This window comes from Mycolicibacterium peregrinum, assembly GCF_001665625.1.
Taxonomy (GTDB): domain Bacteria; phylum Actinomycetota; class Actinomycetes; order Mycobacteriales; family Mycobacteriaceae; genus Mycobacterium; species Mycobacterium peregrinum_B.
This window is the reverse complement of the sequence record NZ_LZSY01000081.1, coordinates 15,776-40,882: the sequence shown is the minus strand read 5'-3', so window position 1 is coordinate 40,882 and position 25,107 is coordinate 15,776. Positions and strand designations below refer to the sequence as shown.

Below are 25,107 nucleotides of genomic sequence, written 5' to 3'. Positions count from 1 at the left end.
TCGAACTAATTCGCCGAGCGCCGAAGCGTCATCGCTGTCGGCGGGTTCGGGTAATCGTCTGGAGGTACGGGTGAGTCCTGGTCGGGGTGCTCGTCGTGTGTTGAAACACGCATGGATTCCAGTGGTTCTGATTGTGGTACTGGCCGTGTCGGGCCTGGTGGTCTCACGACTACACCGGATGTTCGGCTCGGAGGATCTCAACGCGAATGCCGGCGCGGGGATCGAGATCGTCCAGTTCAACCCCAAGGTGGTCTTGTACGAGGTGTACGGACCGCCCGGAACTTCCGCCGAGATCAGCTATTTCGATCCGGACGCCAAGGTGCACTCGGTCAACGCCCAGCTGCCCTGGTCCGTCACCTTGTCCACCACGTTGCCGACCGTCAGCGCGAACCTGATGGCGCGCAGCGACAGTGAAAGCAGCGGCGACCACATCGGGTGCCGTGTCACCGTCAACGGCACTGTCCGCGAGGAGCAATCCGCCAATGGCGTCAACGCCCAGACCTACTGCCTGGTGAAGTCCGCATGACCACATCCGTCACCTCGCCCGAATCCACCGGCACGCCGAAGCGGCCTGCCTTCCCGCACCTGCTCCGCATTCTGGCGTGGCCGATCATCCTGATCTGGATCGCGATCGCGGTCGTCGTGAATGTGATCGCGCCGCAGCTGGAGGTCGTCGGCGAACTGCATGCCGCACCGATGGCGCCCGAGGACGCCCCGTCGATGCAGGCGATGAAGTTGATGGGCGCCAACTTCAAGGAGTTCAACTCCAACAGCACGATCATGGTCGTCATCGAGGGTCAGGACCCACTGGGCCCGGACGCGCACAGGTACTACGACGAGATCATCCACAAGCTGCAGCAGGATCCCGAGCACATCCAGCACATCCAGGACTTCTGGGGTGACACGCTGACCGCCGCCGGCGCGCAGAGCGCCGACGGCAAAGCGTCGTACGTGATGATCAACCTCGCCGGCGAGCAAGGCATGACGCTCGCCAACGAGGGCGTCGAAGCCGTCCGCAAGGTCATCGAGGAGACGAAGGCTCCGCCCGGGGTGCAGGCGCACGTCGCCGGCCCTGCCGCACTGACCAACGACATGCATGTCATCGGCAACGCGAGCCTGGCCGAGATCACCCTGATCACCCTGGTCGCCATCGCAGCCATGCTGCTGGTGGTCTATCGGTCGATCAGGACCACGCTGATCCAGTTGTTCCTGACGTTCCTGGCGCTGTTGACCGCCCGCGGCGTGGTGTCCGTGCTGGCGATGCATGATGTGTTCGGGTTGACCACCTTCGCGGGCAACATCCTGACCATGCTGGCGATCGCCGCTGCCACGGACTACGGCATCTTCATCTTCGGCCGGTATCGCGAAGACCGCGGCATGGGCCTGGACCGGGATGACTCCTATTACGCGACCTTCAAATCGGTGGCACCCGTCATCGTGGGTTCCGGTCTGACCATCGCCGGAGCGACCTACTGCCTCAGCTTTGCGCGACTGCCCTACTTCTCCACCATGGGTGCCCCCGTCGCGATCGGCATGGTCGTGGTCGTGGTCATCTCGGTCACGCTCGGCCCGGCGGTGCTCTACCTCGGTAGCCGTGTCGGGCTGTACGAGTCCAAGCGCCCCCCGCAGAGCAAGTTCTGGCGCAAGGTCGGCACCGCGGTGGTGCGTTGGCCTGCACCGATTTTCGTGACCAGCCTGTTCGTCGTGCTGATCGGGGTGGTGGCCATTCCCGGGTACAAGCCGGCCTACAACGACCGGTACTACCTGCCCGATGACGCGCCGGTGAACGTCGGTTTCGCTGCTGCCGACCGGCACTTCTCCCAGGCCAGGATGAACCCCGACATCCTGATGGTCGAGTCCACCCATGACATGCGCAATCCCGCGGACATGCTTGTGCTGAACAAGATTTCGAGCAACGTGATGCACGCCGATGGTATCGCGATGGTGCAGAGCATCACCCGGCCGCTGGGAATCCCCATCCAGCACAGCTCGATTCCGTTCCAGACCAGTATCTCGGGGCAGACCAGCAATATGAACCTGCCGTTCCAGCGCAAGCAACTCGACGACCAGCTTCGGATGATCGACGCGACCAACACGTCGATCGACATCATGAAGAGGCAATACCAGCTCTCGCTCGAACAGACCCGCCTCACCCAGGACTCCGCGGCGAAGTCGCAGGAGCTGCTTGAGGTCACCAAGAAGATGCGCGACAACATCGCGAACTTCGACGATCAGTTCCGGCCCATGCGCAACTACTTCTACTGGGAACCGCACTGCTTCGACATTCCGATGTGCTCCGCGGCGCGGTCGGTCTTCGACGCCCTCGACGGGATCGACGAGCTGACCGACAAGACCTCATCGGTCCAGGTCAACACCGACCAACTGGCGGATCTGGCGCCCAAATTGACTGCGCTGCTTCCGCAGACGATCGCGTCGATGGAAACCAGCCGGGACCTCTCGCTGGCGTCGTACAACTCGCAGAAGGCACTGATCGACCAGATGCAGGCGATGAACGACACCGCGCTGTCAATGGGTGCCGCCTTCGACGACGCCAAGAACGACGACCTGTTCTATCTGCCCCCGGAAGCCTTCACGAACCCCGATTTCGAGCGCGGCCTCAAGATGTTCCTGTCGCCGGACGGTAAGTCCGCCCGCATGTTCATCACCCACCAGACCGATCCGGCGACGGTGGACGGGATCGCACGAGTCGAATCCGAGCGCAAGGCCGCGCAGGAGGCGCTGAAGATGTCGTCGCTGTCGGACGCCAAGATCTATCTCGGCGGTGTGGCGGCAACCTACAAGGACATGTCCGACGGCGCCCGCTACGACCTGATGATCGCGGTGGTGTCGGCCTTGACGCTGATTTTCATGATCATGCTCATTCTGACCCGCAGTGCGGTGGCCGCGTTGGTCATCGTGCTGACGGCCGGTAGTTCGATCGCCGCGTCGTTCGGCATCTCGGTGTTGTTGTGGCAGGACCTGTTCGGGATGCCAGTGCACTGGCTGGTCATGCTGATGTCGGTGATCATCCTGCTGGCGGTCGGATCCGACTACAACCTGCTGCTGGTGTCCCGGTTCCAGGACGAGATCCACGCGGGCCTGAAGACCGGCATCATCCGGTCCATGGCCGGCACCGGCGGCGTGGTCACCTCGGCCGGGCTGGTGTTCGCGGCCACGATGGCCGGCATGATGGCGAGCAATCTGATTGTGCTGGCCCAGATGGGCTCGACCATCGCGATCGGCCTGCTGATCGACACCTTCATCGTGCGATCACTGCTGATGCCGTCGATCGCCACCCTGCTGGGCAGGTGGTTCTGGTGGCCGCAAGTGGTGTATCCCCGCGGGGACAACCATTTCCGCAAGCCGGCGCCGCCGCGTCCGCCCCGCGCCGACGATGAGGACACTGCGGCTATCCCGGTGTCGTCGGGTTAGCCGACGCCGCGGTCACATAGGCCAATTGTCCAGAGAATTCGGACTATTGAGGGGTGCGGCGGCGGGCAGTGGTCGCGGCTGTGTGGTGGTGATGGCGTCCAGGACCAGGGCCACATAGCGGCGCCAGCCGTCGCTGCCGAGCTCCATCGTCCACAGCACACTGTTGAGCATCGCAACGATTCTCGGCAGATCCTCGGCGACGAGGTCGCCGCGAACCAGGCCCTCATCCTGGGCGCGGGTCGTGAGTTCCTGCATGGCGGCTTCGAGGCGATCCGCGATGTTGGCCAGCGCGTCCGCGCGCCTGGCTGCAGCAAGGATGTTGTGCTCGGCGGCCCCGAGTGCCGTGGCGGCCTCGATCAGTTCGGTCAGCCCGCGCAGTGGATCCTTCCGAGCGAGCGCTTTTTCGATTGCCGGAGACAGGTTTTCGTCGATGCTCTGGTCGAGTGCCGCGCGCAGGAGGTCAGCCTTCGTCGGGAACCTGCGGTACAGAGTTCTTTCAGCCACTCCGGCGCGGTCTGCGATCGTATCGATCTGTGCATCGGGGCCGAGTTCGGCAAACGCCTCACGAGCCGCCCGCAGGATGCGGTCGGCATTGCGCGCCGCATCGGTGCGTAGCGGGCGTTCTGCCATCGACGCGACTTCGGCCATGACGTCAGCCTATCTGACAGTTGACTGCCAGATCTGCTCGTTCTAACCTCGCAGCAACTGGCAGTCGACTGCCAGTTGACACTGCGGAGATTGTGAGGTCCGCCCGATGACCATTCCTCGTCCTGACGTGTCGGTGGAGGCCGAACTTCCCACGATCCCCGCTCCCCGCGCCGGCGGATGCCCGTTGGCGCCGGCCCCGGCCTTCGCCCGCTGGCGGGAGACCGAAGGACTTCAGGCCGCAGTCTGGAAGGGGAAGCCGGTATGGATGATCAGTCGCTACGAGGACATCCGGGCGGCCCTCGTCGACGACCGGCTCAGTGCCAACACGGGGGTTGTACGGCGTACCGACGGAGAGCGGCGAGATCGCCCTGATCTTTCCGCGTCTGGATGATCCCGAGCATCAGCGGCTGCGTCGAATGTTGACCAGGGACTTCACTTTCCGTCGCACAGAAGCGATGCGACCGCAGATTCAGGAGTTGGTCGACGGCTTCCTCGACGAGATGATCGAGGCCGGTCCGCCGGCGGACCTCGTGAGCAAGTTCGCGCTGCCGGTGCCGTCGATGGTCATCTGTCTGCTGCTGGGAGTGCCGTACGAGGATCACGAGTTCTTCCAGAAGCAGAGTGCCGCCGGGCTCGACGCCAACGCATCCGAGGAAGAGCGCCTGCAGGCCCAGCTGGCATTGTTCACCTACATGTTCGACCTGGTGGCCCGCAAGGAACGGGAACCGGGTGACGATCTGATGAGTCGGCTCATCACCGACCATGTGGCCACGGGTGAACTCAACCGCGAAACCGCCGCGATGAACGGCCAGATGTTGTTGGCTGCCGGCCACGAAACCACCGCGGGCATGATCGCTCTGGGTGCGCTGGCCCTGATCCAGCGTCCCGACGCTGCCGCGCGCCTACGGGAGACCGATGACCCAGCCGTGGTGGCCGGCATCGTCGAGGAGTTGATGCGTTATCTGTCGATAGTGCACAGCCTCGTGGACCGCGTTGCTCTGGAGGATGTGGTCATCGGTGGACAGCTCGTCAGGGCCGGTGACACGGTCCTCATGAACCTGCCTGCGGGCAACTTCGACACGGGATTCGTCGACCAGCCCGATGCCTTCGACGTAAACCGCAACAGCCGAGGGCATCTCGGCTTCGGGTACGGCGTGCATCAGTGTCTCGGTCAGAACCTCGCTCGGGCCGAACTGCAGATCGCCCTGACCGCGCTGGTGCGCAGACTGCCCGGATTGCGATTGGCGGTCGAGCCGGAGGAGTTGAGATTCCACAACGACAAGGAGATCTACGGCGTTGTGGAGCTGCCGGTCACCTGGTGAGTGTCGACCCGGCCTCCAACACCTAGCATTCGCCGAAACCGCATTCCGGCAGGAGAAGTGCGAGTAAGGGCCTGCTGGAATGCCATTTCGGCGGCAGGGAGGGGCACCATGACGTACTTCGGCGAGCTGCGTACCCACTGGCAACCGCTGGCCGCCGCGACCGCCGGACTCAGCGCCGGCCTGAGCCTGAGTGCCTACACGAATGCCGCGATGGGGCCGCAGTTCCTCGCGGCGTTCGGGTGGAGTCGCTCGGATTTCGCCCTGACCGGTGCGATCACGTTGCTGACGTTCGTGTTCCTGCCGTTCTACGGCCGCCTCGCCGACCTGTTCGGGGTGCGGCGGATTGCCGCCGTCGGTGTCGTCGGACTGCCTGCGTGCTGGATCGCGTACGCGATGATGTCCGGCCCCATCTGGCAGTACTTCGCGATCAACGTCGCCCTCATCGCGCTCGGGGTGACCACGACGCCGGCGATCTACAGCCGGCTGGTCGCGACGCGTTTCCAGGCGGCCCGGGGCCTGGCCCTGGCAATCGCGATCTCCGGTCCGCCGCTGCTGGGCGCCATCGGCGTTCCGGCCCTCGATGTCGTCAACCGCACGTTTGGTTGGCGTGTCGGGTGTCTGGCCATTGCGGGCACCATTGCCGTCGTCGGCCTCATCGCCCTGGTGCTCGTGCCCGGACGCAACGGCGACCCGTCGCCGGGCGCGGGAGAACGTAAGGCTGGCAAGGACTACCGCGCCCTCGGGCGCAGCAGGGTCTTCTGGATTCTGTTGACCGGGGTGCTGTTGTGCAATCTGTACCACTCGGTCACCACCACCCAGCTCGGGATCATGCTCGGCGACGCCGGGGCCGGCGCCGACGTCGCGGTGCTCATCACGGTGTTCGCGACCTCTGTCATCGTCGGTCGCTTCGTGTGCGGCGTGGCGCTCGACCGGCTGCCCGCACAGGTGGTCGCCGCGGTGGCGATGGCACTGCCGGGCCTCGGCTGTCTGCTCATCGCCTCGCCGTGGGACGGCATCGGTGTCCTCGCCGTGGCCGTCTGCTGTCTCGGTGCGGCCTGGGGAGCCGAAGGCGATGTCATCGCGTACCTGGTGGCACGCCACTTCACCCTCGGTGTGTACAGCACTGTCCTCAGCATCCTGTCCGCGGTGATCGGCGTCTCGTCGGCAGTGGGGGCCGTGGTGCTCAGTCGTATGTTGGTTACCACCAACAGCTTCGACGGGTTCCTGGTGTTGGCGGGAGTCGCCGCCTTCATCGGAGGCGCCCTTCTGCTACTGCTGCGCCGTCGACCGGTCATATTTACAAATGGCGACAAAAGTGTCACGGTGTCCTGATGGACTTCTCCCACGTCGAGCTCTCCGAGGAAGACCGGACCTTCCGGGATGAGCTGCGGGCCTTCCTGGCCGAAGTGGTCACCGACGAGGTGATCCAGCGTGACCGCGAGACCGGCGAGAACTTCGACGAGGCAGTGCATCTGGCCCTGGGCAAGGCCGGGTACCTGGCCGGTGACTACCAGGCCGAGGCCGACGGCGGATTCAGTGCGGTCCGGCGCCGCATCTGGGAACTGGAAGTGGGCCGAGCGCACACCCCCTGGTTCCACTGGGGTACGACCGCGATGGTCGCGCATTCGATCGAGAAGTTCGCCTCACGCGAGCTTCTCGATGAGGTCCTGCCCGGTGTCTTGGACGGGCGGCTGCGGCTGTGCCTGGGCTATACCGAACCCGAAGGCGGGTCCGACGTCGCAACCTGCAAGACCCGCGCCGTAAGCGACGGCGACAGCTGGATTATTAATGGCTCCAAGATGTTCACCTCGAATGCGCACAACGCCCAATACGTGTTCCTGCTGACCAACACCGACCCCGCCGCGCCCAAACACAAGAGCCTCACGATGTTCCTGGTGCCGCTTGATTCCGAGGGCGTCGAGATCCAGCCGATCCGCACCGTCGACGGGGATCGCACCAACATCACCTATTACAGCGATGTCCGGGTCAGCGACCGGTACCGCGTCGGCGAGGTCAACGGCGGCTGGACGGTGCTGCGCGGCGCGCTCGAACTCGAACACGGCACCTTCGAACGCGAGACGCGAGGCCTGCAGAAGCTCGCCACCATGACCGAGCACATCACCTTGATGGCAGAGGCGGTGGACCGCGTCGCGGCCGTGGCCCCGGACGACGCGGCGTCGCGTTACCGGTTGGGTCGGGGCGTCGCCCGGTTGGAAGCCGCCCTGAGCAGTCCCGGCATGTACGGTCGTGTTGCGATCGCCCAGACCATGCGGGAGGTGTCGCCGGACCTGATGGATATCGTGGGATCGGCCGGCGCTTTGTCCGTCGGTACGCCAGGGGCCGTCGATGACGGCGGGGCCGAGTACATCTTCCGGCTGGCCGGTCCGACCGGCATCTACGGTGGAACTCTCGAGGTGTTCCGCAACATGATCGCCCAGCAGGCGCTGGGGCTGGGGCGGCCGAACTACTCGCCCGCGAAGTGAGGCGCGGCCGGTCGTGAGGCTGCCAGTGAAGCCCCTGGCGCGCCGGGAACCCGCGCAGGCGGCCTGGGTACTGTGGCCGGGTGCATCCCTTGGACAATGCCCTTGAACTCGAATCCGCAGGTGACGACCGGTGGCGCGGGCGGACGCTGCCGGAGTGGGCCAACATGGTGGGCCCGTTCGGTGGTGTCACGGCAGCCACCCTGCTGCGCGCGGTGGAACTCCACCCACAACGGCACGGCCAGCCGATCGCGCTGACCGTGAACTATGTGGCGCCGATCGCTGACGGCGAGTTCGAGGTCGTGACAAGGCTGGTCAAGACCAACCGGTCCAATCAGCACTGGATCGTCGAACTCGGCCAGGACGATGAGGTCAAGACCACGGCCACCGCGGTGTTCGGGCTGCGCCGGGAGGGCTGGTCGGACACCGAGGTCGAGTGGCCGCAGGCTCCGGCGCCCGAGGACATCGAGCAGTCGGTGCCGCCGTTCGGCGTGGTGTGGTTCGACAACTTCGACATGCGGTTCGTCGACGGCGCGATGCCGGACGCAGGCAATGATTCTGCCGAACCGACCGAGTCGGCGAGTTCGACCACGACCATGTGGGTCCGCAACAAGCCCTCCAGGCCAATGGATTTCGCCGCCCTGACCGCGGTGAGCGATATCTTCTATCCGCGGGTGTTCCTGCGGCGTGGCCACTTCGTTCCGGCCGGGACGGTATCGATCTCGGTGTACTTCCACGCCGACGACGAGCAGCTCGCGGCTCAGGGGGACGACTTCGTGCTGGGAACGGCACGGGCGCACCGGTATTCCGGCGGCTACTTCGATCAGAGTGCACGCCTGTTCGGGCGAAGCGGTACGTTGCTGGCCACCAGCCACCAGTTCGTGTACTTCAAGGCCTGAGGTCCTCGGGGACCGACTGAAGGGCGATCCAGGCGCTCACGCGGGTCTGCGGATCGTCGAGCTTGCCGGGCAGTACCTTCTCGATGGCCGCGAGACGATTGCGCACGGTGTTGCGATGCAGGCCGAGTTCCTCGGCGACCTTGAGTCTGGACCCGTGATGGCGCAGGAAACACCGTAACGTGTCCAGCTGTTCGGAATCCAGCCCGTGCAACCAGGATTCGGCGAAGGCGGCGGCCTTGTCGGGATCGATCAGACCGAGGGGGCCGTTGTCGATCACCCGGTCCCAGACCACCGGACCGGAGCCGTCGGTGGCCTGTCCCAGCGCCAATCCGGCGGTACGGTAACCGGTCTCGCCGTCGCTGGGCGCGACCGAATTCCCCACCCCGACCAGCAGCGCGTCCTCGGTCAACCGGGACGCCGTCGACCCGGCCCGGGACGGTTCGGTGATCGCGCACAGCTCACCGGCGTAGACCCCGGCAAGGATGCCGCGCCGTTCCAGAGCGGCCGCCGCGGTCTCGATGGCGGCCGCGTCCCCGGTGGCCCGCAAGAAGCGAATGCGCTTCGGCAGCACGGTCCCCGCCTGGTCCACCTCCAACACCAATTGGGCAGTGCGGAAATCGCTTTCGGCGATGAGCTCGATTGCCCGTTCGCGCAGATGCCGACGGGTGGTGGCACGGCTGCGATCCTGTTCGTCGATGAGGCCCAACAGTGCCACGGCGGTCGTCACGGCCTGACGTTGTTCTTCCGATGCCCTGGCCGGCATCAAGGCGGCCAGATAGGCCGACGCCCGCCCGCGCAAACCGATGGGGTGCACCGACACCGAGGCGGTCGGGTTGGACTGTGCCGCAGCCGAACGCAATCCGTGTGCCTGGAGCCGCATGACGTCGTCGGCGACCTCGTCGAGCGGAAACTCGCTGCGACGGGCGCCGACCGGGCCGGTGACGACGCGGCCATCGGGATTCAGCAGGCAGGTCGCGCCGTCGAGCGCCGCGGCCAGTGCTGTGATGACCGCAACGGCAGGCTCCGGTTTGGCCGCCGCCGAGATGAGCTTGCGCTGCGTCTTGAGTGACTCGCGGGTGGCGGTGGACTCCTGTTCTTCCAGAAGATGCGCGACGTATCGGCTGATCGCGACGAACGTGGTCGGGCGCGGCACCTCGAACAGATTCACGTGGTGTCTGCGGCAGGCATCGGCGAGTTCGGCGGGCGTATCGGCGTGGGTGAGTCCGACGGCGAATCCGATGCCTGCCACACCGGCGTCGGCAAGCCTGCGCACGTAGCCGTCCCACTGGCCGTGCCAGTCGCCGGTCTCCAGGCCCGTGGTCAGCAGGATCTCGCCGCCTTCCAGGAACGGCCCCGGGTCGGCGAGCTCACTCGTGGCCACCCAGCGGACCGCTGCCTCCGGGCGACCGACCTGGACGGCACTCAGTCCGAGTGCGCGTGCGTCGAGGAGATCGCCGACCAGGACCATCTTGCCAGTTTTGCACAATCATCTGCGGTGGAATGTGCATTCCTGACCTGCCGCGCGCGGTGGCCGTTGCCTAGCGTGAGGGCAGACAACCGCCAGCAGCAGGAGGAACACGTGAGCATCGCCGAGATCGCGGGTGCGGCCGTCACCCAGGAACGCCGGATCGTCACCGCCATTCCGGGCCCGGTCTCGCAGCAGATGCAGGCACGGAAGACAGCTGCGGTCGCGGGCGGGGTCGGCACCACATTGCCCGTGTACGTGGTCGCCGCGGGCGGCGGAATCCTCGTCGACGCCGACGGCAACCAGCTCATCGACTTCGGCTCCGGCATCGCCGTGACCACCGTGGGCAACAGCGCACCGGCCGTCGTCGAGGCCGTCACCGAGCAGGTCGCGGCGTTCACCCACACCTGCTTCATGGTCACCCCGTACGAGGGATACGTGCGGGTGGCCGAGGAGCTCAACCGGCTCACCCCCGGCGACCACGACAAGCGCAGCGTGCTGTTCAACTCCGGCGCCGAAGCCGTCGAGAACGCCGTCAAGATCGCGCGGGCCTACACCCGTCGGCAGGCCGTCGTGGTGTTCGACCACGCCTACCACGGCCGTACCAACCTGACCATGGCGATGACCGCCAAGAACCAGCCGTACAAGAACGGCTTCGGGCCGTTCGCCGGTGAGGTGTACCGGGTGCCGACGTCCTTCCCGTTCCGTGACGGCGAGACTGACGGTGTCGCTGCGGCCGCCCGAGCCCTTGACCTGATCGACAAGCAGGTCGGGGCCGAGAACGTCGCTGCCGTGGTGATCGAGCCCATTCAGGGTGAAGGCGGATTCATCGTTCCCGCACCGGGATTCCTGCGCGCACTGCAGGACTGGTGTACCGAGGCCGGCGCGGTGTTCGTCGCCGACGAGGTGCAGTCGGGCTTCGCCCGCACCGGCGCGATGTTCGCCGTCGAGCACGACGGCGTCGTGCCGGATCTGATCGTCACCGCCAAGGGCATCGCAGGTGGCCTGCCGCTGTCGGCGGTCACCGGTCGCGCCGAGATCATGGATGCGCCGCATGCCGGCGGCCTCGGCGGTACCTACGGCGGTAACCCGATCGCGTGTGCGGCAGCACTCGCGGTGATCGACACCATCGAGCGCGACGGACTGCTGGCCCGTGCGGTGGAGATCGAGAAGGCGATGACCGGCCGCCTAGAGGCAATCGCTGCCGAGGATTCCCGGATCGGCGAGGTCCGCGGCCGCGGCGCGATGATCGCCGTCGAACTGGTCAAGGCCGGTACGACCGAACCCGACGCCGATCTGGCCAAGCAGGTCTCGACCGCCGCCCACGCGCAGGGGCTGGTGGTGCTGACCTGCGGAACCTACGGCAACGTGCTCCGTTTCCTGCCGCCGCTGTCGATGCCCGACCACCTGCTCAAGGAGGGGCTGGACATCCTGGCCGCCATCTTCGCCGAGACCCGCTGAGCGCTGGTCGGCTCGATCCCTGGAGATTTGAGTGAACACACAGAACGCGATCGCCGGACTCGACGCCAAGCACGGCATCCTCATCGACGGGCAGAACCGCGGTGCTGCCACCACGTTCGAGGTGCACGACCCGGCGACCGGCCTGCCCATCGCCGAGGTCGCCGACGGCACGGTGGCCGACGCCCGCTCGGCCGTCGATGCCGCGCACCGGGCCTTTGCCGGCTGGGCCGCGACGAGCCCGAGGCAGCGCAGCGACATCCTGCGCCGGGTGTTCGACCTGATGGTCGCCGACTCCGAGCGTCTGGCCGCCCTGATCTGCGCGGAGAACGGCAAATCGCAGGCCGACGCCCGGGCTGAGGTGGGCTATGCCGCCGAGTTCTTCCGCTGGTTCTCCGAGGAAGCAGTGCGGACGGACGGTGCCTACGGTGTGAGCCCCGCCGGTGGCACCCGGACCCTGGTCACGCACAAGCCGGTCGGGGTCGCTGCGCTGGTGACGCCCTGGAACTTCCCGGCCGCGATGGCGACCCGCAAGATCGCCCCCGCGCTGGCCGCGGGTTGCACCGTGGTCCTCAAGCCGGCCGCCGAGACGCCCCTGACAGCACTGGCGATCGCCGGAATACTGTCGGCCGCAGGCGTTCCCGACGGTGTGGTCAACATGGTGCCCACCACCGATGCCGCTGCCGTGGTCGAGGACTGGTTGAGCGATGACCGGGTCCGCAAGGTGTCGTTCACCGGTTCCACCGGCGTCGGCCGGGTGCTGCTCAAGCAGGCCGCGGACCGGATCGTCAACGCCAGCATGGAACTCGGCGGCAACGCGCCGTTCATCGTCACCGCCGACGCCGACGTCGAGGCGGCGATCGCCGGTGCGATGGTGGCCAAGTTCCGTGGCGGTGGGCAGGCCTGCACAGCGGCCAACCGGTTCTATGTGCACGCCTCGGTCGTCGAGGAGTTCGTCGCCGGACTCGGCGCCGAGGTGGCCGCGCTGCGAGTGGGTCCGGCATCCGATCCGGCATCGCAGATCGGCCCCCTGGTGAGCGAGCGCGCAGCGCAGCGGGTGGCTGCCACGATCGATGCCGCAGTGGCCGACGGCGCGGTGATCGCCGCGCGGGCCGAGGCGCCGTCCGAAGGCTGGTTCGTCGCGCCCACACTGTTGACCGGAGTTGCCCCGGATGCCGCCGTGCTCGCTGACGAGATCTTCGGCCCGGTCGCCCCGGTGGTGGTGTGGGACAACGAGGAAGACCTGCTGCGTTGGGCCAACGACACCGAATACGGTTTGGCCGCCTACGTTTACGCCGGCCGGCTGCAAGATGCGGTGCGGCTCGCCGAATCCCTCGACGCCGGCATGGTCGGTATCAACCGGGGTGTCGTGTCCGATCCGTCGACCCCGTTCGGCGGGATGAAGCAGAGCGGACTCGGCCGCGAAGGCGCACGTGTCGGCCTGGAGGAGTTCCAGGAGACGCAGTACTTCAGCGTGGCCTTCGACTGACCGGTCGGCTCAGAACGGCGCCGAGTGCTGCATCAGGCTCAACATCAGCACGACCATGCACAGCAGTGAGCTGAACATGATCAGCCCCATGATGACGACCACGAACCACGACGCGCAGCGCTGCTTGCCGCGTGCCAGCTTCGCGATCCGCTCGTCGTGCATGAGTTCGTCTGCGACGAAGGCGAATTGGACCCGTTCCAGCTCGGCATCGGCGGCAGGGGCCCCGGAGGAGATTTCCCGAAGGCGGGCTGCGGCTATGCCCACCCCAACGCGGTCGAATCGCCGGCTCATCTGACGCGCCTGTCTGCGGGTGAGACGGTGATCGAGGGCATCGACCGAATGCGGCCGCTGTGCCCAGCCGCCGTGCGCGTTCGACGGGGTCGTCATAACCTATCGAGTCTACGAGCGTAGCGGGCTGTCAGGAAGCCTGCGGGCGTGAGTTGTTCACGTGCGCAAGTACTTTGTTCAGCCGATGACACGGTGTACGTCCTCGGTCACCTCGCCGCCTTCCTGGGCGATCCACGGTCCGTCGATCGACGGGTCGATGATCCCGTCCTCCAGCCACGTGTACCGACCGTCGAGCACAGCATGCGCCAACGTTCGGTCAGAGTCGTCGCTGTTGTCCCACAGTTCGGTGAACAGCCGGTCGGCCCGCGCTCGGGCTTGACGACAGAACGCGTCGGCGAGCTCCGTCGCGGAGTCGGGGGTGTCGCTGCGGGCCCGGACGCAGGCCGCCGTCATCGCGAACAGTTCCGCGCCGATGTCGACGATCCGGCCGAGGAAGCGCTGCCGGTATTCCAACTTGCCCTGCCACCGGGACATCGCATAGAACGTGCTGCGGGCGAGCTTGCGGCTGGCCCGTTCGACATACCGCAGGTGTTCGCCGAGTGGTCCGAACTCGGTGAATGATGTTGGTAGTTGGCCCTTCCCGGTGACCAGGGTGGGTAGCCAGCGCGCATAGAACTTGCCGGCCTGTGCGGCTGCCTTCGCCTTGTGTTTGAGGTCGGCGTCGGGGTCGATGATGTCGCCCGCCACTGAAAGGTGGGCGTCGACAGCCTCGCGGGCCAGCATCAGATGCATGATCTCGGTGGAACCCTCGAAGATGCGGTTGATCCGCATGTCGCGCAGTACCTGCTCGACGGGCACCCCGCGCTCGCCGCGGGCCGCCAGCGATTCGGCGGTCTCGAAGCCGCGGCCGCCACGGATCTGCACCAGCTCGTCGGCGATCAGCCAGGTCATCTCCGAGCCGTAGAGCTTGGCCAGTGCGGCCTCGATCCGGATGTCGGTGCGGCCCGCGTCGGCGAGCTCGCCGGCAAGCTCGACCATCGACTCGATTCCGTAAGCAGTGGCCGCGATGAATGCCACCTTGCCGGCCACCGCGTCGTGCTCACCGACCGGTCGGCCCCACTGCACGCGTTCCTTCGACCACTCCCTGGCGATCTTCACGCACCACTTCGCCGTTCCGGTGCACACCGCCGGCAGCGACAGCCGTCCGACGTTGAGCGTGGTCAGCGCGATCTTGAGGCCTTCACCCTCACGGCCGATACGGTTCGCCGCGGGCACCCGCACGTCGGTCAGCTTGGTCAGACCGTTCTCGATTCCGCGTAGCCCCATGAATGCGTTGCGGTTGGTGACGACGATGCCGGGGGTGTCCGCTTCGACGACGAAGGCGGTGATGCCGCCTCTGTGTCCCTCGCCCGGCGGCACCTGGGCCATCACCACCAGCAGATCGGCGATGACCCCGTTGGTGGTCCACAGTTTGACGCCGTTGAGCAGGTAGTCGTCGCCGTCGGGGGTCGCGGTGGCGTGCAACCTGGCCGGGTCACTGCCGACGTCGGGTTCGGTGAGCAGGAAGGCACTGATCTCCCGCGTGCACCGCGGCAGCCAGGTCTGCTTCTGCTCGGCGGTCCCGAACATCGAGACCGGCTGCGGCACGCCGATCGACTGATGCGCGGACAACAACGCGCCCAGAGCGGGGTGAACCGAGCCGACCAGGGCGAGGGCCTTGTTGTAGTACACCTGCGACAGGCCGAGCCCTTCGTAGTCGACGCCGATCTTCATGCCGAACGCGCCGAGCCCCTTCAAACCCTGGATGACCTTGTCCGGGATCTGTGCATCGCGTTCGATCACCGCGGCGTCAATCTGCGTCTCGCAGAACTCCCGAAGTTCGGCCAGGAACGCCTCGCCCCGCTCCGTGGTCTCGGCCGAACCACGCGGGTGCGGGTGGACCAGGTCCAACCGCAGCCTGCCGAGAAACAGTTCTTTGCCGAAACTGGGCTGGTCCCACCGCGCTTCCCGCGCCTCCTCGGCGACCTGCCTGGCTTGTCGTTCGTTGACTTCTCCGGTAGCGGTCATCGCCGGCCTCCATACGTCCGTTCGCTGGTGGCATACCCGCAAACGGCCCTGCTCACGCTCCGTCGCTGGTCGGCCGTAACGCGAATATCTGAAAAGAGCGGCTGCCGGCGCGCTCCTGGGCCAACGCGTAGTTGGGCCAGAAGTCGAGAATCGTGCGCCACGCGCGCTGACGTTCCGCACCCGTGAGCAGCTCGACGGCGACGTTCTCGGTGGTGCCGTCGCGAGTGATCCGCGCGCGGTCGGTGGCCCGCAGATTGTGGGTCCAGTCGGGATGGGTCGGCAGGCCCCAATTGGAGCCCACCAACAACAGTGAACCGCCGTCGCAGACGTATTGAACCGTCACCGTCCGCAAGATGCTGGATCTGCGTCCGGCGACCGTCAATTGCAGCGACGGCAGCCCGGCGAGTTCGAGTACGCCGTACCGACCGCGGCTGAGCCGGCGCGCCAGGCGCTCGACCGGAGGGACCAGCCGGTGCCACTTGAGCATCAGCCGATAGACATACGGACTGCCGGCCACAGCGCCGAGGAGCCTCACCCGGCCAGCATAGGGACCCGCACCGGTTTCGCCGGACCTCCGGGCGCGGCTGGGTTCGACTGCGGTGTGGACCGTCATACTGACGAAGTGGCGCCGAGAAAAGTGCGGGGCATATCACCGAAACAGGGTTGGCTGACACCGAAGCAGCAGCGTGCCTGGGTCGCCTACATGCGCGTGCAATTGCGGATGAACTACGAAATGAACCGCCAGCTGCAGGCCGATTCGGGGTTGTCGCTCGCCGACTATGACGTGCTGGTGGCGTTGAGCAACGTGGGTGACGACGGCATGCGCGTCAGCGATCTCGCCGCGCAGATCGGCTGGGAACGCAGTCGGCTGTCACATCAGTTGCGTCGTATGGAGGAACGTGGCCTGACCGAACGCCGTGGCAGCGTCGAGGACGGTCGCACCACCAACGTCATCCTCACCGAGAATGGTCGGCAGGCGATCGGGGAGGCCGCGCCTGGTCATGTCGATCTGGTGCGCAGACTGTTCTTCGATCCCCTGCCCGAAAACCTGCTCGCACCGTTCACTGCGGCGCTGGAGCACATCCACGTCAACCTCGACCACAACAGCTCGCTGCCTCCTGCGCCGAGTTAGCATTTAGGTGAAATATCACTTAAACGTCAGGAGTCGAAATGAGTGAAGTGATCACCCGTCTGATGGAGGCCAATCTTCTGGCTGTGTTCGACCAGCGCGACCCCCAACTCCGGGCCGCGGCCATCGCGACCACCTACGCGGATGATGTGCAGTGGATCGATGACGAAGGGGTTGCCACCGGTCACGCCCAACTTGATGCCAAGGCGGCTGAACTGCAGGAAAAGCTTTCCGGATTGCATTTCGCGAAGGTCGGCCCGGTCCGGCAAACGCGCGGTCTGGGATTTCTGGCCTGGGAGGTGCGCACCGCGGACGATGACACCGTGGCGTCGGGCTTTGACGTGGCGGAGATATCGGGCGAGCGAATCGTCCGGATGTGGACGGTGCTGAACTCGCCGGAATAGGTGACGTATCACCTATATTGTAGCGGACGGAACGCACGAACCGCATACGAACGGAGTTCGATCATGGGACAGCTCGACGGCAAGACGGCACTCGTCACCGGGGGAACCTCGGGGATCGGGCTGGCCACCGCCCGGCGGCTCGCCGACGAAGGCGCCTACGTTTTCATCACCGGCCGCGACCGCGACCGCCTGGACGCGGCGGCCGCCTCTATCGGCGCCCACGGCATCCAGAGCGACATCAGCAAGATCGAGGATCTCGACGCCCTCGCCGAGGAGATCGGTGGGCACGGCAAGGGGCTCGACGTCGTTTTTGCGAACGCGGGCGGCGGGGACTTCGCCACCCTCGCCGACGTCACCCCAGAGCACTACCGGGACAACTTCGATCGCAACGTGGCCGGCACGGTGTTCACCGTGCAGAAGATGCTGCCATTGCTGAACGAGGGCGCCTCGGTCGTCCTCGCCGGTTCTACTGCCGCCTCGGAGGGCGTGGCCGCGTTCGGCCTGTACGCGGCGTCGAAGGCCGCCATTCGCTCGCTCGGCCGCACGTGGGCTGCCGAACTGGCCGACCGCAAGATCCGCGTCAACACTGTCGTGCCCGGACCGATCGAAACTCCCGGGCTGACTGGGCTGGCACCGGTGGGCCAGAAGCAGGATCTGCTCGACGGTATGGCCTCGCAGGTGCCGATGAAGCGGCTCGGCCGTCCGGAGGAGATCGCTTCTGCGGTGCTGTTCCTGGCCTCGGATCAGAGCAGCTTCATGACCGGCGCGGAGCTCGCGGTCGACGGCGGGCAGATTCAGCTGTGACACGGGTCTCGGTACACTTACCGTAAGTCCGACGGTTAGGAGCCGCGTTGATCAAGGTCATGCAGGGCGTGCGAGTGCTCGAGGTCGCGCAATTCACCTTCGTGCCGGCGGCGGGAGCCATCCTCGCCGACTGGGGCGCCGACGTCATCAAGGTCGAGCACCCGGTGCGCGGCGACACCCAGCGTGGGTTCATCAACATGGGCGGGTTCCAGCTCGACCCGAACCGGCATCCGCTCATCGAGCACCCCAACCGCGGTAAGCGCAGCGTGGGCATCGACGTCTCGACCCCCGGCGGGCAGGAGGTGCTGTATGAGATCGCGAAGACGGCAGATGTCTTCCTGACCAATTACCTTCCCGCCCAGCGGCAGAAGAACAAGTTCGATGTCGAGCACATCAGGGCGGTGAACCCGGACATCATCTACGCCCGCGGCAGCGCCTACGGCGACAAAGGTTCCGAGCGCGATACCGGCGGCTTCGACGGCACCGCCTTCTGGACCCGCAGCGGTGTCGGGCACGCGCTCACCCCGGAGGCGATCAACGGTGCACTTTCCCAAGGCATTCCGGCGTTCGGTGATTCGATCGGCGGGATGAACATCGCGGGCGGCATCTCGGCGGCGTTGTTCCACCGCGAGCGGACCGGGGAAACGGCCGAGATCGACGTCTCACTGCTGAGCACGGCGTGGTGGGCGGCCGGCGCCAGCGTCACGCAGGGCATGGAGACCGGTGAGACGATGCGCTCGCTGATGCCCGACGACGCCACTTCGGTGAACCCGTTCATGGCCAACTACCGGACGTCCGACGGCGGCACCATCAACCTGTGCATCGTCAGCCCGACCGGCTACATCCGCGATGCCTTCGAACATCTCGGTCTACCCGAGCTTGCCGACGATCCGCGGTTCTCCGATGTGCTGCCGCTGATCGAGAACGCCTCGGAAGGTGTCGAACTCATCGCGAAGGCGATCGGCAGCAAGCCGTTCGAGTACTGGCGTCAGCACCTCAAGACCATGAAGGGTCAGTGGGCGCCGTTCCAGAGCCTGGTCGACCTGGCCACGGACGACCAGGCTGTCGCCAACGACATGATCGTCGAGGTGGACGCCAGTGACGGCGGCAAGCCGTTCAAGGTGGTGCGCGGGCCCGTGCAGTTCAACCACGAACCGCTCGAGACCACCCGGGCACCTCAGGCTTCCGAGCACACCGAGATCGTGCTGATGGAACTCGGCCTCGACTGGGACCGAATCGAAGAGCTCAAAGACTCGGGCGCGATCGCCTGAGGCTAGTTGCAGCCGCCCGCGTGGACCCACCGGCCGTTGTAGCCGATGCAGCCGCTGACGTTGGAACCCGGTGGGGGCGGTGGCGGAGGCACGTCCTCCGGGAGCGGCGCGTAGTAGGCCGGCGGCGGAACATAAGGGGCGACGGCGTCGGCGATGTTGACGCAGCCGCCGACCGAAATCCGGCGCCCGGCGCTGGCACACACGTCGGCGTTGGCGGTCCCGGCCGGGGCGGCCAGGACGATGGCGCCAGGCAGCGCGGTGAAGGCGAGCGCGACCGTGGCCGCGCGGAGCCATGATGATCGAGACGTTGGGGTGTTCATCGTTGTCCTAGAGGCTGATCAGGTGGCTTGATCCCGCAACGGGCGCGGAAGTCGGTCAGCGGCTGACGAATCCCGACCAGGTCGGCGTGGGCCTGCGGGTTGGCGTCGAAGAAGTCTTTGGTGGCACCCGGCACTTCTTCCTGTGGGCGGCCGTGCAGATTTGTGTAGAAATCGTTCACGTCCGGATGGGTCCACAAATACGTGGAGGTTGCCGCGGCGACTCCGGAGGCGATGCCGGCGAGATCGGCGGCCGTGCAATTGGGCGGTGGCGGCTCGGCGGCTGCTGTCACGGGACTCGACAGGCCGACGACAACCCCGACGGCACCGGCGGCGAACGCCGGCACCATTCCGTAGCGCACGGTGATCGGTGTGCGGGACACAGCGGGACTCCTTCCCGAGGTGGGCAGGTGCCGATTGCATCGCCCGGCGGGCCGAACTTTAGCAGGTGGGAGTGGGTGTGTGCGACGAATCTTTCGCTCGGCAAGAACGTGGCATGTCTTGGTGCGTCGGCCTTAGGGCCGCGGCGGTACTACGGTGCGGCCATTGCGATACGCCGTCGGGGTGGTGCCGAACCAGCGCTTACAGGAGCGGGTGAGGACACTTTGCTCGGCATAGCCGAGTTGGTGGCAGAGTTGGTCGAGGCTGAGGTCGGTGTCGAGCAGCAGACGTTGAGCGGACTCGCGCCGCGTCTGGTCGACGAGGTCGGCGAACGTGGCGTTCTCGGCGAGCAGACGCCGTTGCAGGGCCTTCGGGTGAAGACCGATGTGACGGGCGATGTCGGTCAGGCCGACCACCCCGGTGGGCAGGAGTTGGCGCACCAGGCTACGGACCAGCTGGCTGGTGGTCGGGTTGGATTCACCCATCACCTGGGCCAGATAGTCGACCGCGGTCTGGTGGGCAAGTCGATCGGTGGGCAGTGGCTGCTGCAGGTCGGTGGTGCGCAGGGTGAAGCCGGCGACCGGTTCGAAAAAGCTGGGCGGACAGCCGAAGTAGCTCTGATAGTCGTCGCTGGGCGTCAGCGCGGAATGGGGTAGGTGCACGGCGACAGGCCGGTAGTCGGCGCCGAGGAACAGCCGCAGTACCTGCAACGTGACTCCCAGCGACAGCTCGATGGCCTGGGCTTGCGGTGGTACCGGGTTCAGGGCGTACTCGAATTCGAAACGGCGCAGATCCGGGTCGAGATGTGTGGTCACCCGCGCGGTGATCGACGGGCTGTAGGCCGCCATGAACTTGTCGAAGATCAGGAAGGCTTCGGCAACGGTGGCGGCGTTACGACCCGCCAGCCCGACCGGGCCGAGGATGTCGATGCCTTGGCGGAGCGCCAAACGCCGCCCGAAGTCCGGGGTTTCGAGTGTGGCGGCAGTGTCTTCGAGCATCTGTGCCCCGTTGGGCAGGGAGATGAAGCGGTCATGGCGGCCGACATCGTCGTAGGGAATGTTGGCGGCATCGACCAGAGCGTGACTATCCCCACCGAGTTCGGTGACCAGCTGGTGAAAATTCGTGAGGGCCGTGCCCCGGATCACGGCCATGTCCCACAATGTCAAAGATTTGTCCCGGAATGTCAAGACAGAAGCTGTCAGTTTGCTGCACAGTAGATGCCCGGGTCGGGGTGAAACGGCTTCGCGGCTTGCCCCACCAGTGGTCGGCTGCACAGCCCAGTTCTTATGGAGAAGAGGGGCGCGGTGTCTGACGTGCAGGGTGACCAGTTGGTTGCGGCAGCTCTACCGGACGGCGGTGTTTTGCCGTTCCCGCCGATCCCATCGGGCAGTATCGCGGGCCGCACGTTGCAGGAGTCGACGTACAACCCGCGGGAAGTTCCCAAGCGACTACACGATGACTCGCCGAACATCGTCATCGTGCTCATCGACGACGCCGGGCCCGGCCTGCCCTCGACGTTCGGTGGTGAGGTGACGACGGCGACCCTCGACAAAATCTGTGCTGAAGGGGTGTCGTACAACCGTTTTCACACCACGGCGATGTGCTCGCCGACCCGCGCATCGCTGCTCACGGGCCGCAACCACCACGAGATCGGCAACGGCCAGATCGCCGAGCTGGCCAACGACTGGGACGGGTACGCCGGCAAGATCCCGCGGTCCAGTGCCACTGTGGCCGAGGTGCTCAAGCAGTACGGCTACGCGACATCGGCCTTCGGGAAGTGGCACAACACCCCCGCCGAGGAGACCACCGCGGCCGGGCCGTTCGAGAACTGGCCCACCGGTCTGGGTTTCGAGTACTTCTACGGCTTCCTCGCCGGTGAAGCCTCTCAGTACGAACCGAACCTGGTGCGCAACACCACCATCGTCCCGCCGCCCCGGACTCCGGAGGAGGGCTACCACCTGTCGGAGGATCTGGCCGACGACGCCATCTCGTGGCTGCGCCGGCACAAGGCTTTCAACGCCGACAAGCCCTTCTTCATGTACTGGGCCAGCGGTTGTCTGCACGGCCCGCACCACATCATGAAAGAGTGGGCTGACCGGTACGCGGGCAAGTTCGACGACGGCTGGGATGCCTACCGGCAGCGGGTTTTCGAACGCGCCAAGGACAAGGGCTGGATCCCGCAGGACTGTGCCCTCACCGAACGCGACGAGGCGATGGCGTCCTGGGACGACATCCCCGAGGACGAGAAGCCGTTCCAGCGCCGCCTGATGGAGGTTGCCGCCGGCTACGCCGAGCATGCGGACGTCCAGGTCGGCCGCATCACCGACGAGCTCGAATCGCTGGGCTATGCCGACAACACCCTGTTCCTCTACATCTGGGGTGACAACGGCTCGTCGGGCGAGGGACAGAACGGCACCATCGCCGAACTGTTGGCGCAGAACGGGATTCCCACCACCGTGCGTCAGCACATCGACGCTCTCGACGAACTGGGCGGCCTCGACGTTCTGGGCTCCCCGCTGGTCGACAACCAGTATCACGCCGCATGGGCGTGGGCCGGCAGCACTCCGTACAAGGGGATGAAGCTGCTCGCGTCGCATCTGGGTGGCACGCGCAACCCGATGGCGGTGCGCTGGCCCGCCAAGATCACCGCCGAGAGCGCCCCGCGGGACGTGTTCCTGCACTGCAACGACATCGTGCCGACCATCTACGACATCGTCGGTATCGTGCCGCCGCACACGGTCAACGGTGAACCTCAGATGCCGCTGGCGGGAGCGAGTTTCGCCCGCACGCTGGGAGACCGAAATGCGCCCGGCGGCAAGAAGACCCAATATTTCGAGATCATGGGCAGCCGCGGCATCTACCACGATGGCTGGATGGCCTCGGCGCGCGGACCGCGGCTGCCGTGGGTACCGGGCCAGCCGCCCGGGATCGCCACCTGGACCCCCGACAATGACACCTGGGAGCTGTACCACCTCGACGAAGACTGGTCGCAGGCCCACGATCTCGCCGCCGAACAGCCCGAGAAGCTTGCCCAGATGCGAGAGATGTTCATGGTCGAAGCGGCGCGCAATGAAGTGTTGCCGATCGGCGGTGGGTTGTGGGTGCCGGTCTATCACCCGGAGCTGCGCATCGCCCCGCCATACAAGGAGTGGGAATTCTCGGGCGACACCATCCGGATGCCGGAGTTCTGTGCCCCGGCGCTCGGCAACAAGAACAACGTCGTCACCATCGACGTCGACATCCCGGCCAACGCGAACGGGGTGCTGTACGCCCTCGGTGCGGCGGCCGGCGGGCTGACGCTCTATCTGGACGACGGCTACCTCTGCTACGAGTACAACCTGTTCATCTTGTCGCGCACCAAGATCCGCTCGGAGAACAAGGTGCCGCCGGGGCGGGCCACTCTCACCGTGACCACCCAGTACGCCGATCCGCGCCCGGCCGGCCCGCTCGACATCACCGTTGCGCGCAACGGTGAGACGCTCGCCGATGGCCAGGTCCCGATCAGCGCACCGTTGCTGTTCACCGCCAACGACTGCCTCGACATCGGCACCTGTCTCGGCTCACCGGTGTCGCTCGACTACCGCGAGCGTGCGCCGTTCCCGTTCGAGGGGCGTATTCACCGCGTGCACGTCGCGTACACCTGACCGGCAGAAAACCTCAAGAAAGGAACGGCATTTCGTGAAGAAAGACTGGCGCGCGGCCAAATGGCTGGTTGCGCTCGGCACCGCGATGTTGATGATGGCCACGATGGCATGCTCGCCGTCGTCGCCGGAACATTCCGGTCAATCCGAAACCGGGCAGCTCACGCCCGATGAGGCCAAGGCCATCGCCCAGGATGCGTATGTCTACGGCTACTCCCTGGTCACCGTCGAGATGACACGACGCGTCATGACCAATGTCGAGAAGATCGAATCCCCGCGCGCCCCGATGGGCCAGCTGATGCGGATGCGTGAGTACCCGAACGCCCAGTTCCGCGACGTCACGGCGCCCAACGCGGACACGCTGTACGTCAACGGATTTGTCGACGTGAAAGATCAGCCGTGGGTGCTGAGCCTCCCGGAGGCAAGCGACCGCTACTACCTGTTCCCGATGCTCGACGGCTACACCAACGTATTCGAGGTTCCCGGGAAGCGCACCACGGGCACCGGTCCACAGACCTACGCCATCACCGGTCCCGGTTGGAAGGGCACGCTGCCCGCCGGCGTCAAGGAGTACAAGTCGCCCACCTCGACGGTATGGCTGTTGGGCCGCATCTACTGCGATGGCACGCCCGAGGACTACGCCGCCGTACACAAGCTGCAGGACGAGATCTCGTTGGTGCCGCTCAGCTCGTACGGCAAGCCCTATACCCCGCCGGCCGGCAAGGTCGATCCGGCCATCGACATGAAGACCCCGGTTCGCGATCAGGTGAACAACCTGAGCACCGAGGACTACTTCAATCTGATGGCCACCTTGATGAAGGACAACCCGCCCGTCGAGGCCGACAAGCCGATCGTGGACAAGATGGCCAAGCTCGGCATCGCCCCCGGAGAGAAGTTCGACATCAACAAGCTCGGCTCCGATGTCGCCGCCGCCCTGCAGTCGGTTCCCAAGGACGGGGTCGACAAGATCATGGCCGCTGCCAAGAACTGGGATGACATCAACGGTTGGCGGTTCACCACCAAGACCGGTCAGTACGGAACCGACTATCTGCAGCGTGCGGTGATCACCGCCATCGGCCTCGGTGCCAACCGCCCCCAGGATGCGGTCTACCCGACTTCGGAAGCCGATACCGACGGCCAGACCTACGACGGCGCCAACAAGTACACGCTGCACTTCGACAAGGGCCAGTTTCCGCCCGTCAACGGATTCTGGTCACTGACGATGTACGACGAGGGTTTCTTCTTCGTCGACAATCCGCTCAACCGCTACACCCTGAGCCAGCGGAACCCCTTCGTCACCAACCCGGATGGGTCGGTCGATCTCTATCTGCAGCGCGACAACCCGGGTCCGCAAAAGGAAGCCAACTGGCTGCCCGCACCGGCCGGCAAGTTCAACCTGATGCTGCGCCTGTACTGGCCGAAGGAGACCCCGCCGTCGATCATCGACGGTTCGTGGAAGCCACCGGCGGTGAAGAAGGCTCCCTGACAAGGGATTTGCCAGGCAACTGCCAACAAAAACGAGATGGCTGCCAGACCAGGTCTGGCAGCCATCTCGTTTTATCGGGTGTAGCGATGAGCTACACGCGCACCGCCCGGTGGCGATGACGAAGCA

The 25,107-nt window shown here is 65.9% G+C and carries 23 protein-coding genes; 15 read left to right on the top strand and 8 right to left on the bottom strand.

Annotation, left to right across the window (positions count from 1 at the left end):
- Nucleotides 1-97: 97 nt before the first annotated feature.
- Entirely contained in the window at nt 98-526 is a 429-nt protein-coding gene (locus A5779_RS10740; RefSeq protein WP_064881610.1) for an MmpS family transport accessory protein, read from the top strand.
- The gene (locus tag A5779_RS10735; protein WP_064881609.1) at nt 523-3,432 is read left to right on the top strand and encodes an MMPL/RND family transporter; all 2,910 of its coding nucleotides are present in this window, start codon (nt 523-525) and stop codon (nt 3,430-3,432) included. The genes A5779_RS10740 and A5779_RS10735 overlap by 4 nt, the downstream gene beginning before the upstream one ends.
- A 12-nt stretch (nt 3,433-3,444) precedes the next feature.
- On the opposite strand, the gene A5779_RS10730 is transcribed toward A5779_RS10735, so the two are convergent.
- Nucleotides 3,445-4,080: a TetR/AcrR family transcriptional regulator gene (locus tag A5779_RS10730; protein ID WP_064881607.1), complete on the bottom strand. Its 636-nt coding sequence runs from the start codon at nt 4,078-4,080 to the stop codon at nt 3,445-3,447.
- A gap of 106 nt (nt 4,081-4,186) precedes the next feature.
- Here A5779_RS10730 and A5779_RS34965 point away from each other — a divergent pair, with 106 nt between their 5' ends.
- The 5 genes from A5779_RS34965 to A5779_RS10710 all read left to right on the top strand — a co-directional run bounded on the left by A5779_RS34965 (nt 4,187) and on the right by A5779_RS10710 (nt 8,781).
- Nucleotides 4,187-4,471 carry a hypothetical protein gene (locus A5779_RS34965; protein ID WP_236734727.1) on the top strand — a complete coding sequence of 95 codons (285 nt, stop codon included), beginning with the start codon at nt 4,187-4,189 and terminating at the stop codon, nt 4,469-4,471.
- A 64-nt stretch (nt 4,472-4,535) separates the two neighbouring features.
- On the top strand, nt 4,536-5,402 hold the full coding sequence (locus A5779_RS10725; RefSeq protein ID WP_236734726.1) for a cytochrome P450: 867 nt from the start codon (nt 4,536-4,538) through the stop codon (nt 5,400-5,402).
- A 108-nt stretch (nt 5,403-5,510) separates the two neighbouring features.
- Nucleotides 5,511-6,734: an MFS transporter gene (locus A5779_RS10720; protein WP_064881603.1), complete on the top strand. Its 1,224-nt coding sequence runs from the start codon at nt 5,511-5,513 to the stop codon at nt 6,732-6,734.
- The gene (locus A5779_RS10715; RefSeq protein ID WP_064881601.1) at nt 6,734-7,885 is read left to right on the top strand and encodes an acyl-CoA dehydrogenase family protein; all 1,152 of its coding nucleotides are present in this window, start codon (nt 6,734-6,736) and stop codon (nt 7,883-7,885) included. Before A5779_RS10720 ends, A5779_RS10715 begins: the two co-directional genes overlap by 1 nt.
- Before the next feature lie 80 nt (nt 7,886-7,965).
- Entirely contained in the window at nt 7,966-8,781 is an 816-nt protein-coding gene (locus A5779_RS10710) for an acyl-CoA thioesterase (protein WP_064881599.1), read from the top strand.
- On the opposite strand, the gene A5779_RS10705 is transcribed toward A5779_RS10710, so the two are convergent.
- The gene (locus tag A5779_RS10705; RefSeq protein ID WP_064881597.1) at nt 8,771-10,249 is read right to left on the bottom strand and encodes a PucR family transcriptional regulator; all 1,479 of its coding nucleotides are present in this window, start codon (nt 10,247-10,249) and stop codon (nt 8,771-8,773) included. The two genes, A5779_RS10710 and A5779_RS10705, sit on opposite strands and share 11 nt — an antisense overlap.
- Nucleotides 10,250-10,360: 111 nt before the next feature.
- Here A5779_RS10705 and gabT point away from each other — a divergent pair, with 111 nt between their 5' ends.
- Together gabT and A5779_RS10695 are read left to right on the top strand one after the other, a co-directional pair.
- On the top strand, nt 10,361-11,707 hold the full coding sequence (gene gabT, locus A5779_RS10700) for a 4-aminobutyrate--2-oxoglutarate transaminase (protein WP_064881635.1): 1,347 nt from the start codon (nt 10,361-10,363) through the stop codon (nt 11,705-11,707).
- A 31-nt stretch (nt 11,708-11,738) separates the two neighbouring features.
- Entirely contained in the window at nt 11,739-13,193 is a 1,455-nt protein-coding gene (locus A5779_RS10695; protein ID WP_064881595.1) for an NAD-dependent succinate-semialdehyde dehydrogenase, read from the top strand.
- A 9-nt stretch (nt 13,194-13,202) separates the two neighbouring features.
- On the opposite strand, the gene A5779_RS10690 is transcribed toward A5779_RS10695, so the two are convergent.
- From A5779_RS10690 to A5779_RS10680, 3 genes are all read right to left on the bottom strand, one after another.
- Entirely contained in the window at nt 13,203-13,580 is a 378-nt protein-coding gene (locus tag A5779_RS10690) for a hypothetical protein (RefSeq protein ID WP_064881593.1), read from the bottom strand.
- A gap of 78 nt (nt 13,581-13,658) precedes the next feature.
- Nucleotides 13,659-15,548, bottom strand: a complete 1,890-nt coding sequence (locus tag A5779_RS10685; RefSeq protein WP_064881591.1) for an acyl-CoA dehydrogenase family protein — start codon at nt 15,546-15,548, stop codon at nt 13,659-13,661.
- A 52-nt stretch (nt 15,549-15,600) separates the two neighbouring features.
- Complete coding sequence (locus tag A5779_RS10680) at nt 15,601-16,083, bottom strand: nitroreductase family deazaflavin-dependent oxidoreductase (RefSeq protein WP_236734725.1); 483 nt, start codon at nt 16,081-16,083, stop codon at nt 15,601-15,603.
- Nucleotides 16,084-16,170: 87 nt separating this feature from the next.
- Between A5779_RS10680 and A5779_RS10675 the strand changes: the two genes are divergently transcribed.
- The 4 genes from A5779_RS10675 to A5779_RS10660 all read left to right on the top strand — a co-directional run bounded on the left by A5779_RS10675 (nt 16,171) and on the right by A5779_RS10660 (nt 19,156).
- Nucleotides 16,171-16,680 (top strand): MarR family winged helix-turn-helix transcriptional regulator, encoded by a 510-nt coding sequence (locus tag A5779_RS10675; RefSeq protein WP_064881632.1) that lies wholly within the window; start codon nt 16,171-16,173, stop codon nt 16,678-16,680.
- 38 nt (nt 16,681-16,718) lie between these two features.
- Nucleotides 16,719-17,081: a nuclear transport factor 2 family protein gene (locus A5779_RS10670; RefSeq protein ID WP_064881589.1), complete on the top strand. Its 363-nt coding sequence runs from the start codon at nt 16,719-16,721 to the stop codon at nt 17,079-17,081.
- Nucleotides 17,082-17,144: 63 nt separating this feature from the next.
- A complete protein-coding gene (locus tag A5779_RS10665; protein WP_064881587.1) occupies nt 17,145-17,885 on the top strand; it encodes an SDR family oxidoreductase in 741 nt (246 codons plus the stop codon).
- 59 nt (nt 17,886-17,944) lie between these two features.
- On the top strand, nt 17,945-19,156 hold the full coding sequence (locus A5779_RS10660; protein ID WP_064881631.1) for a CaiB/BaiF CoA transferase family protein: 1,212 nt from the start codon (nt 17,945-17,947) through the stop codon (nt 19,154-19,156).
- Between the two features lie 2 nt (nt 19,157-19,158).
- Here A5779_RS10660 and A5779_RS10655 read toward each other — a convergent pair whose 3' ends face one another.
- The 3 genes from A5779_RS10655 to A5779_RS10645 form a co-directional block, all read right to left on the bottom strand.
- Nucleotides 19,159-19,476 carry a hypothetical protein gene (locus A5779_RS10655; RefSeq protein WP_064881585.1) on the bottom strand — a complete coding sequence of 106 codons (318 nt, stop codon included), beginning with the start codon at nt 19,474-19,476 and terminating at the stop codon, nt 19,159-19,161.
- A complete protein-coding gene (locus A5779_RS10650; protein ID WP_064881630.1) occupies nt 19,473-19,823 on the bottom strand; it encodes a heme-binding protein in 351 nt (116 codons plus the stop codon). Before A5779_RS10650 ends, A5779_RS10655 begins: the two co-directional genes overlap by 4 nt.
- A gap of 165 nt (nt 19,824-19,988) precedes the next feature.
- Nucleotides 19,989-21,005 (bottom strand): AraC family transcriptional regulator, encoded by a 1,017-nt coding sequence (locus A5779_RS10645; RefSeq protein WP_064881583.1) that lies wholly within the window; start codon nt 21,003-21,005, stop codon nt 19,989-19,991.
- 153 nt (nt 21,006-21,158) lie between these two features.
- Here A5779_RS10645 and A5779_RS10640 point away from each other — a divergent pair, with 153 nt between their 5' ends.
- Together A5779_RS10640 and A5779_RS10635 are read left to right on the top strand one after the other, a co-directional pair.
- Entirely contained in the window at nt 21,159-23,498 is a 2,340-nt protein-coding gene (locus A5779_RS10640) for an arylsulfatase (protein ID WP_236734724.1), read from the top strand.
- A 103-nt stretch (nt 23,499-23,601) separates the two neighbouring features.
- Nucleotides 23,602-24,981 (top strand): DUF1254 domain-containing protein, encoded by a 1,380-nt coding sequence (locus tag A5779_RS10635; protein WP_413784907.1) that lies wholly within the window; start codon nt 23,602-23,604, stop codon nt 24,979-24,981.
- Nucleotides 24,982-25,107 lie beyond the last annotated feature (126 nt).